Below are 7,587 nucleotides of genomic sequence, written 5' to 3' on the forward strand. Positions count from 1 at the left end.
GGCCGCGAGGCCGCTCAAAAGGTCTTCCACCACTCCTTCCAGGACTTCCATATCCAGCAGGCGCCGGCGCCATTTTTCAATAACGTCCCCGTCCATCATGATTTCCTCCTGTTGCCTCAGGATTATATTAAAGGAAGAGGGATTGTTTTCCTCCTTTTCCTGTTCCGGTTCCCGGGCTGATTTTTCTACGGGAGGTATTATTTGTTCAGGGACATCTTTGTTGAAAGTGCTTCCTCCCGGGAGCATCAGTCCTTCCCTCCGGGTCCGCCGCACCCCGGGGGGCGGAGTCTGGGGAGCAAACGTTCCGGAAATTACCAGTTCTCGCGGGGAAACAGGCTCAGCTCCAGGCGTTCTCCCCGGAGGTAGCTCCGCCGTGGTGGGAGCCGCAGGCAGTTCGTCCAGGGCCGCGGTTACTTCCAGCTGCGGCGGGCGGAAAAAATCAAAAATGCTCCTCCTGGGCAGGCGGTAGCTGCCGATGATCACCGCGTCGGGTCCCATGTCCTCCTTGATCAGGCGCATGGCTTCCTGCATTTCCCTGACGATATATTTTTTGATTTTCACTCTACAGTCACCGTCCCAACCACTTCCACTTCGATACCGGGTGCGATCTCGTTGAGGGATAACACGGCTACTGACGGCAGGCTGCGTTCAATCAACCGCCGGAAGGGTAACCTTATCCTGGGTGAGCAGAGCACCACGGGGGTCAGGCCCCGCAGGCTCATTTTTTCGGCCTGCTCCTGCAACTTTTCCAGGACCTTTCTGGCCAGCCCGGGTTCCAGCACCGGGTAGGTCCCGATCTGGGTCTGCTGGATGGAATCGGTGATGGTCTGCTCCAGCCGGGGATGCAGGGTGAGCACGGCCAGCTTGTTTTCGGGTGTCAGGTAGAGCCGGCTAATGGTGCGGGCAAGACGGCTGCGCACGTGTTCGGTAAGAAAATCGTGATCCCGGTTTAAGCGGGCGCCGTCTGCCAGGGCTTCGCAAATGGTCACCAGGTCTCTGACGGGTACCCTTTCCCGCAGGAGATTTTGCAGCACTTTCTGCACTTCCCCCAGAGTTAGAAGGTCCGGGACCAGTTCTTCCACCACCGCGGGGTCTTTTTCCTTGATGGCTTCCAGAAGTTCCTTCACTTCCTGGCGGCCCAGCAGTTCGTGGGCATGGACCTTGATGAATTCCGTCAGGTGGGTGACCATAACGGTGGAAGGATCCACTACCGTAAGCCCGGCCATCTCCAGCTTTTCCTTTTCACCGGCCGGCACCCACCAGGCCGGCAGGCCGAAGGTGGGTTCGGTGGTGGGGATGCCCGGTATGTCCGTAGCCTGGCCCGTGGGGTCCATCGCCAGGTAGTATCCGGGCATCAATTCCCCGCTGGCGGTCTGTTCCCCCCGGATTTTAAAGACGTAGGCGTTTGGTGCCAGCTGCAGGTTGTCCCGGATGCGGATGGGGCGCACGTAAATGCCCATTTCTATGGCACACTGCCGGCGTACCGCTGCCAGCCGGTGCAGCAGGTCCCCGCCCTGAGACTCGTCGGTCAGGGGTATAAGGTTGTAGCCGATTTCAATTTGCAGGGGGTCCACCTGGAAGTATGTGGTTACATTTTCCGGTTCCCGGCGGGTTTCCTGCATCTGCTGCCTGGCCCTGGCCTCCTGACGGCGGGCCTCCTCCTTTTGCTTTTCCTGCACCAGGTTTCTCCCGGCGAGGAAACTGAGCCCCGACAACATGAGGAAAAGCACGTTGGGCATGGCCGGTATGCATCCCAGCACGAAGAGGATCCCCGCCACCAGGTAGAGGATGCGGGGAAAACCGGTAAACTGCCGGGAGATGTCCGTGCCGAAGCTGGCATCAGAAGTGGCCCTGGTTACCAGGATGCCGGCAGCGGTGGAAATAAGCACCGAGGGGACCTGGGTCACCAGCCCGTCCCCGATGGTCAACACGGTGAAGGTGCGCAGGGCTTCGGATACGGGCATGCCCATCTGTAGCGTGCCGATGGCGATGCCCCCCAGGATGTTGATCAGGGTGATGATGATGCCCGCGATGGCGTCCCCACGCACAAATTTGCTGGCGCCGTCCATGGCGCCGTAAAAATCAGCCTCCCGCTGCAACCTCCTGCGCCTTTCCCGGGCCTCGGCCTCGGTGATCAGCCCCGAGTTGAAGTCGGCGTCGATGCTCATCTGCTTGCCGGGCATGGCATCCAGCGTGAACCTGGCGGCCACCTCGGCCACCCGCCCGGCGCCGCTGGTGATTACCACAAACTGGATCACGGTGATTATGATGAAAACAATGAAGCCCACCACATAGTTGCCTCCGGCTACGAAGTGCCCGAAGGCGTCAATGACGTTGCCCGCGTAGCCCTGTCCAAGGATCAGCCGTGTGGAGGAGATGTTCAGGGCCAGCCGGTACAGGGTGGTTACCAGCAGGAGGGCCGGAAAAATGGAAAACTGCAGGGGTTCGGTGGTGAACATGGTAATCAGCAGGATCACCAGCCCCAGGGTGATACTGATGGAAAGCAATACGTCCAGAACCCTGGGTGGCATGGGTATGATGATCATCAGCACGATGCCCACGATCAGGCCGGCGATGAGCAGGTCGGTATTTCGCTTCAGCTGTGTTCTCAAGGTTGTGCCGGGTGCGGGCACGGTTTGTCCCTCCTGTAAATGTTCAGTGAACCCGGTTGGGTGCGGCGCTGTCCTCGCTCACTCCAGTGCTTCGCGCCGACAGCACCGCGGTTTGGCTAAACATTTGCGTCCTCCTTAACTTACACCGGCCGTTTTTTCAAGCGGTAGACCAGGGCCAGGATCTGCGCCACGACCTGGTAGAGTTCTACCGGGATTTCCTGCCCGATTTCCACCTGGTGGTAAAGGGCCCGGGCCACTTCGGGATTATGGATGACCGGTACTTTATGTTCAGCGGCCAGTTCCCGGATGCGGCGCGCCAGGTCCCCGGCTCCTTTGGCCACCACCCGGGGAGCGGACATTTCCTTTTCGTCGTAGCGCAGGGCTACCGCCAGGTGGGTGGGGTTGGTGATTACCACCGTAGCCCGGGGTACCTCCTGCCGGATGCGGTTAAGCAGTATCTGACGCTGGCGGCGTCTCTGCCAGCTTTTGATGGTGGGATCTCCTTCGGTTTGTTTGAGTTCATCCTTTACCTCCTGTTTGGTCATGCGCATGCTGCGCATATATTCCCACCGCTGGTAGAACAGGTCAATTACCGCCAGGAGCAGGAAGGTACTGCCTGCGGCTGCAGTAGCCGCCAGAAGGACGCCGCTTACCGTAGCGAAGGCTGCCCGGGGAGTGCTGTAAAAAACCAGCAGCAGTTCGGGTATATGTGCTTTGACCACCAGGTAACTGACCCCGGCCACAACCGTGACTTTGACCATGCTTTTACCCAGCTCGACCAGGGTACGCAGGCTGAACATGCGGGAAAGGCCGCTTACAGGGTTCAGACGCTCCAGGTTTGGTTTGATCACCTCTGGAGAGAAAATAAAGCCTGTCTGCACCAGGTGTACCGCCAGGGCTGTACCGGTGAGCACCAGAAAAAACGGTGTGCACATCCATACCGCCCCCCGGGTGACATCGTAAATTAGCCGGGGGAGGTGTTCGGGTGCCAGATCAAAGGCCAGGCAGTTGCTGAAATACCAGGTAAGCTCCTTCTGCCAGTTTTCCATGGCCGGACCTCTCAAGAGGTAGGCCAGCATGACAGCCGCCATGAGCACTACCGCCGCGGCGAAGTCCCTGCTTTTCGGAACCTGGCCCCTGCGCCTGGCTTCCTGTAGTCGCCTCGGGGTTGGAGCTTCAGTTTTCTGCTGGGCGCCGCCGCCGTGGGCCAATCTCCATCCCCTCTCCCCAATAAGTTAATAAGTGGTGCCTGGCACCTTTTTATTAACTTAATCCGCGGATTACGGTGTAAAGGTCCTGTTCCATCATGTGCACCATGGCCCGGAAGACCACGCCGAAGAGCGGGACCATCACGCTTAGAGTGAGGATGGCCATGGCGATCTTCAGCGGAAACCCCAGCATGAAGATGTTCATTTCCGGCGCGGTGCGGCCCAAAAGCCCCAGGCAGATATCGATGATCAGCACCACCGCCACCACGGGGGCAGCAATCTGGACGGCCAGCGCCACCATGCGCGCAAAAATCTTGATCACGGCCAGTGTGGTGGTTCCGTTCAGGGCCGCACCGGTCAGGGGTACCAGTTCGTAACTTCTGGCCAGGCCGGCAATGAGTACATGATGACCGTCCAGGATGAGAAAGAGCACCATCCCCAGAAGGTACAGGAAACGGGAAGTTATCGTAGCCTGGTGGCCCATGGCCGGGTCGAAAAGGTTGGCCATAAAAAAGCCCATCTGGATGTCCATGATCTGTCCGGCCATGGCCAGGCTCTGGAAGACCAGACTGGCAGTGAAACCCAGGACGAGACCGACGCCTGCTTCACCGGCGGCCGCAAGAGCAAATCCCAGAAGCCCCCCCGGAAAATCCGCCTTTACTCCCGGCACCACGGGGAAAAGCACCACGGCCAGCACGAAAGCCATGAAGGCCTTGAAGGGCCGGGGTACGCCGGGGAAGAAAAACAGGGGTCCCGCCGTTAAAAAAGCGCTGGTCCGGATGAAGATTAAGATGAAAGTTGCTACTGCTTCATAGTTGAGCAATCTGGTTCTTCCCCCCTGCAGCCGTACCGTTTCCGGATGGGGCCTTACCCCGTAAGAGTGGGCAGCCGGTTAAACAGCTGCATGGTAAAGGTGGTCATGAGCCGGATCATCCACGGAGCGGTGATGGCCAGCGTCAGGAAGACGGCTATGATCTTGGGCACAAAGGTCAGGGACTGCTCCTGTACCTGGGTGGTGGCCTGGAGAATGCTGATCACCAGCCCCACCAGGAGTGAAACCGCCAGGGTGGGCAGGGAAAGGATCAGGGTCGTCATCAACGCTTCCCGGGCAATCTGGGTTACAAAGGTATCGGTCACAGTGTTTCCCCCTTTTGGGCCGGCGGTTGACCGCCGTTTTGCTAATGAAAGCTTTCCACCAGGGACCGGACCACCAGGTACCAGCCGTCCACCATCACAAAAAGCAGCAGTTTAAAGGGCAGTGATATCATCACCGGTGGCAGCATGAACATACCCATGGACATCAGGGCACTGGCCACCACCATATCGATGACCAGAAAGGGCACATACAGGAGAAAGCCCATTTGAAAGGCGGTTTTTAGTTCGCTGATCACGAAAGCCGGGATGACCACCGTGATGGGCAGGTCGTCGGCATTCCGCGGCCGGGGCATTTTGGCCAGGCTGACAAAGAGAGCCAGGTCCTTCTCCCGGGTCTGCTTGAGCATAAATGCTTTCAGCGGTTTGGCCGCGGCCTCAAAGGCCTGCTCCTGGGTCAACTGGTTGTTTAAATAGGGCTGCAGGGCGTCCCGGTTGATTTGCTGAAAGGTCGGTGTCATGACAAAGAAGGTTAGAAATAGCGCCAGCCCGATAATCACTTGGTTGGGCGGCGTTTGCTGGATGCCCAGGGCTCCCCGCAGGATGGACAGGACCACCACAATGCGGGTGAAGCTGGTAACCATGATCAGGAGCCCCGGGGCCAGGGCAAGCACTGTGAGCAGGACCAGCAGCTTGACGCTGTCCACCACCTGGGCCGGGTTCTCCGTGGGGGTAACCCGCAGGTCGATGCCCGGCAGGGGCTGGGCCCGGCCTGCTGTAGGGTACAATACAAGGACGAGCAGTAACACCAGAGCCGGCAGGCTGTAAGGCCACAGGGGCTTGCTTGAGATTTTGCGGTTATTTCTTTTCTGCAGTATCTTCATCTTTTTGTCCATCCAGATTGCTTTTAGGCCGGTTAAAGAAGTTAAGGAAGTTAAAGAAACACTTATTCACGTTATCCGGCACGGCAGGTTTTTCACCGGTGAACCGTTCCTTAAGCCGGTTAATGGCCAGAGACAGGTCCTGGCGGAATGAGGGCGCCCGGAGCCCGTCCCCGGTGGGCATCCCGGGAAACGGCAGTACTTCCGGAAGCTGGTCGAATTCCTGCAGCAGGGTTACACTGCTGTCCTGCTGGGCCAGCAGGTAGTAGCGCCGGCCCACCTGCACGAGAGTCAAGGCGGCCTTCGGCCCCAGTGGTATCTGCTCGATCACCCGCATGTGCCTGCCCCGGTTGACGGTCAGGCGGCGGCCCAGCCCGTAGCGTACGGCCAGATAGGCCAGGCCGGCCACCAGGGGCAGGCTCACGGCCAGCTGCAACACCGCCCAGAACAGGTCGCCGTTGCTCATTGTTTTTCCCCACCCGGACGTGTTTTTCTTACTTCACGGATGCTTTCGATGCGGATACCAAAGTTGCCGCCCAGGACCACCACTTCCCCCCGGGCAAAAGGCTGGTCGTTGATCAGCACTTCCACCGTCTCGCCGGCCGGGCGGTCCAGTTCAACCACCGAGCCTTCGGAAAGACGCAGTATGTCCCGCACCTTCATGGTCGTGTTTCCCAGTTCCACCGTTATGGTTACACTTACGTCGGTCAGGTAATCAATGGGTATCTTCAGGCGGTCAGCCCCCGCCGGGGCGGTTAGAGGGGGGAAGCTTACTTTTTTGACCCTTGGTGGCCGCCCTTCCATGCGCTCAATCATATCTTTGATTTCATCTTCGGTAATCACGGGTACCGCCTGCTTTCATAATAGTTAACAAGTCGTTTTGAGTTAGGCACTCGGAGCTCATTGCACAAGGAAATCGGTAAAATACAGCCGTTCCACCTTACCGTGCAGGAGCTGGCCGTTGATGTAGTCGAGAATTTGTTTTTTAATGGTTTCCTGGTTTTTCACCGGGAGCACTTCACCCGACGTTTTGCTGCGGAGAATGGTCAGCACCGCCTCGGTAAGCAGGGGCTGTTTGGCTTTAATTTCCTCGACCAGTTTTTTATTGTCCCGGGGATACTCCAGTACAACCTGCACCCGCAGGTAGTGGCTGGGACCTTCGTCGGCGAGGTTGATTACTCTGTCCCCGAGGTCCAGGGTTTCCATGGGACGCTCCTTGGGCGTGGCCTGCACCGGCCTGGACAGCGGGCCGAAGAACCACAAAACGCCGAAAGTGGCCCCGCCGCCGATAATAATGGCCAGGAGGACCATGAGGATGGTGCGGCCGCGCCCACCCCGTTTCTTTTCACTTTCCCCGCCGGTTTGCTTTTTGGGGTTGACAGGCATTTTAAGAACACCCTTTTTATGGCCGCCGGTTCTTAAGTATGAGTGCCGGCAGCCGGAATTTTTAGCGGCGGCATCCGGCAACCGTGTGCTTGTCGCCGGTCATCAACCGGGTACCGCCGGTTGCTTGATACTGATTACCAGCTCTTCTATATTCACCTGGGGGCGGTCGTACCCAGGAGATCCCGGCACCTGTGCACACGGGACGACCGCTGCCCCTGCAAACTGGTACGTTGTGTCACCTGAGGCATACCGGTTTTACTACCGCTTCAGGTTGATCAGCTCCTCAAGCATGGTGTCGGAAACGGTGATGACCCGGGCGCTGGCCTGGTAGCCGCGCTGGGTGGTGATCATGTTGGTGAACTCGTCTGTCAGGTCCACGTTGGACATCTCCAGGTAGCCGGACTCGAT

Annotated in this window: 10 protein-coding genes and 1 pseudogene; 1 reads left to right on the forward strand and 10 read right to left on the reverse strand. The window is 58.5% G+C overall.

Annotated elements, in window-relative coordinates:
• The 9 genes and pseudogenes from ACPLUI_RS08355 to ACPLUI_RS08395 all read right to left on the reverse strand — a co-directional run.
• Positions 1–561: pseudogene (locus ACPLUI_RS08355) on the reverse strand (hypothetical protein); the annotation flags it as partial.
• A complete protein-coding gene (gene flhA, locus ACPLUI_RS08360; protein ID WP_424659811.1) occupies positions 558–2,633 on the reverse strand; it encodes a flagellar biosynthesis protein FlhA in 2,076 nt (691 codons plus the stop codon). The pseudogene ACPLUI_RS08355 and the gene flhA, both read right to left, overlap by 4 nt.
• 119 nt (positions 2,634–2,752) lie before the next feature.
• Positions 2,753–3,823, reverse strand: a complete 1,071-nt coding sequence (flhB, locus tag ACPLUI_RS08365) for a flagellar biosynthesis protein FlhB (protein ID WP_424659812.1) — start codon at positions 3,821–3,823, stop codon at positions 2,753–2,755.
• A 52-nt stretch (positions 3,824–3,875) separates the two neighbouring features.
• Entirely contained in the window at positions 3,876–4,643 is a 768-nt protein-coding gene (gene fliR, locus ACPLUI_RS08370) for a flagellar biosynthetic protein FliR (protein WP_424659813.1), read from the reverse strand.
• Between the two features lie 44 nt (positions 4,644–4,687).
• Positions 4,688–4,957: a flagellar biosynthesis protein FliQ gene (fliQ, locus tag ACPLUI_RS08375; RefSeq protein ID WP_424659814.1), complete on the reverse strand. Its 270-nt coding sequence runs from the start codon at positions 4,955–4,957 to the stop codon at positions 4,688–4,690.
• A gap of 41 nt (positions 4,958–4,998) precedes the next feature.
• Complete coding sequence (gene fliP, locus ACPLUI_RS08380) at positions 4,999–5,787, reverse strand: flagellar type III secretion system pore protein FliP (RefSeq protein WP_424659819.1); 789 nt, start codon at positions 5,785–5,787, stop codon at positions 4,999–5,001.
• Positions 5,771–6,259 (reverse strand): flagellar biosynthetic protein FliO, encoded by a 489-nt coding sequence (fliO, locus tag ACPLUI_RS08385; protein WP_424659815.1) that lies wholly within the window; start codon positions 6,257–6,259, stop codon positions 5,771–5,773. The genes fliP and fliO overlap by 17 nt, the downstream gene beginning before the upstream one ends.
• Positions 6,256–6,636, reverse strand: a complete 381-nt coding sequence (gene fliN, locus ACPLUI_RS08390) for a flagellar motor switch protein FliN (protein ID WP_424659816.1) — start codon at positions 6,634–6,636, stop codon at positions 6,256–6,258. The genes fliO and fliN overlap by 4 nt, the downstream gene beginning before the upstream one ends.
• Positions 6,637–6,693: 57 nt before the next feature.
• Positions 6,694–7,179, reverse strand: a complete 486-nt coding sequence (locus tag ACPLUI_RS08395) for a flagellar basal body-associated FliL family protein (protein ID WP_424659817.1) — start codon at positions 7,177–7,179, stop codon at positions 6,694–6,696.
• Positions 7,180–7,299: 120 nt separating this feature from the next.
• On the opposite strand from ACPLUI_RS08395, the gene ACPLUI_RS08400 reads away from it, so the two are divergent.
• Complete coding sequence (locus ACPLUI_RS08400; RefSeq protein ID WP_424659818.1) at positions 7,300–7,422, forward strand: hypothetical protein; 123 nt, start codon at positions 7,300–7,302, stop codon at positions 7,420–7,422.
• A 15-nt stretch (positions 7,423–7,437) separates the two neighbouring features.
• On the opposite strand, the gene ACPLUI_RS08405 is transcribed toward ACPLUI_RS08400, so the two are convergent.
• A partial coding sequence (locus ACPLUI_RS08405; RefSeq protein ID WP_424659820.1) for a flagellar basal body rod C-terminal domain-containing protein occupies positions 7,438–7,587 on the reverse strand: 150 nt, incomplete at its 5' end.

Source organism: Desulfofundulus sp. (assembly GCF_049701015.1).
GTDB lineage: Bacteria > Bacillota > Desulfotomaculia > Desulfotomaculales > Desulfovirgulaceae > Desulfofundulus.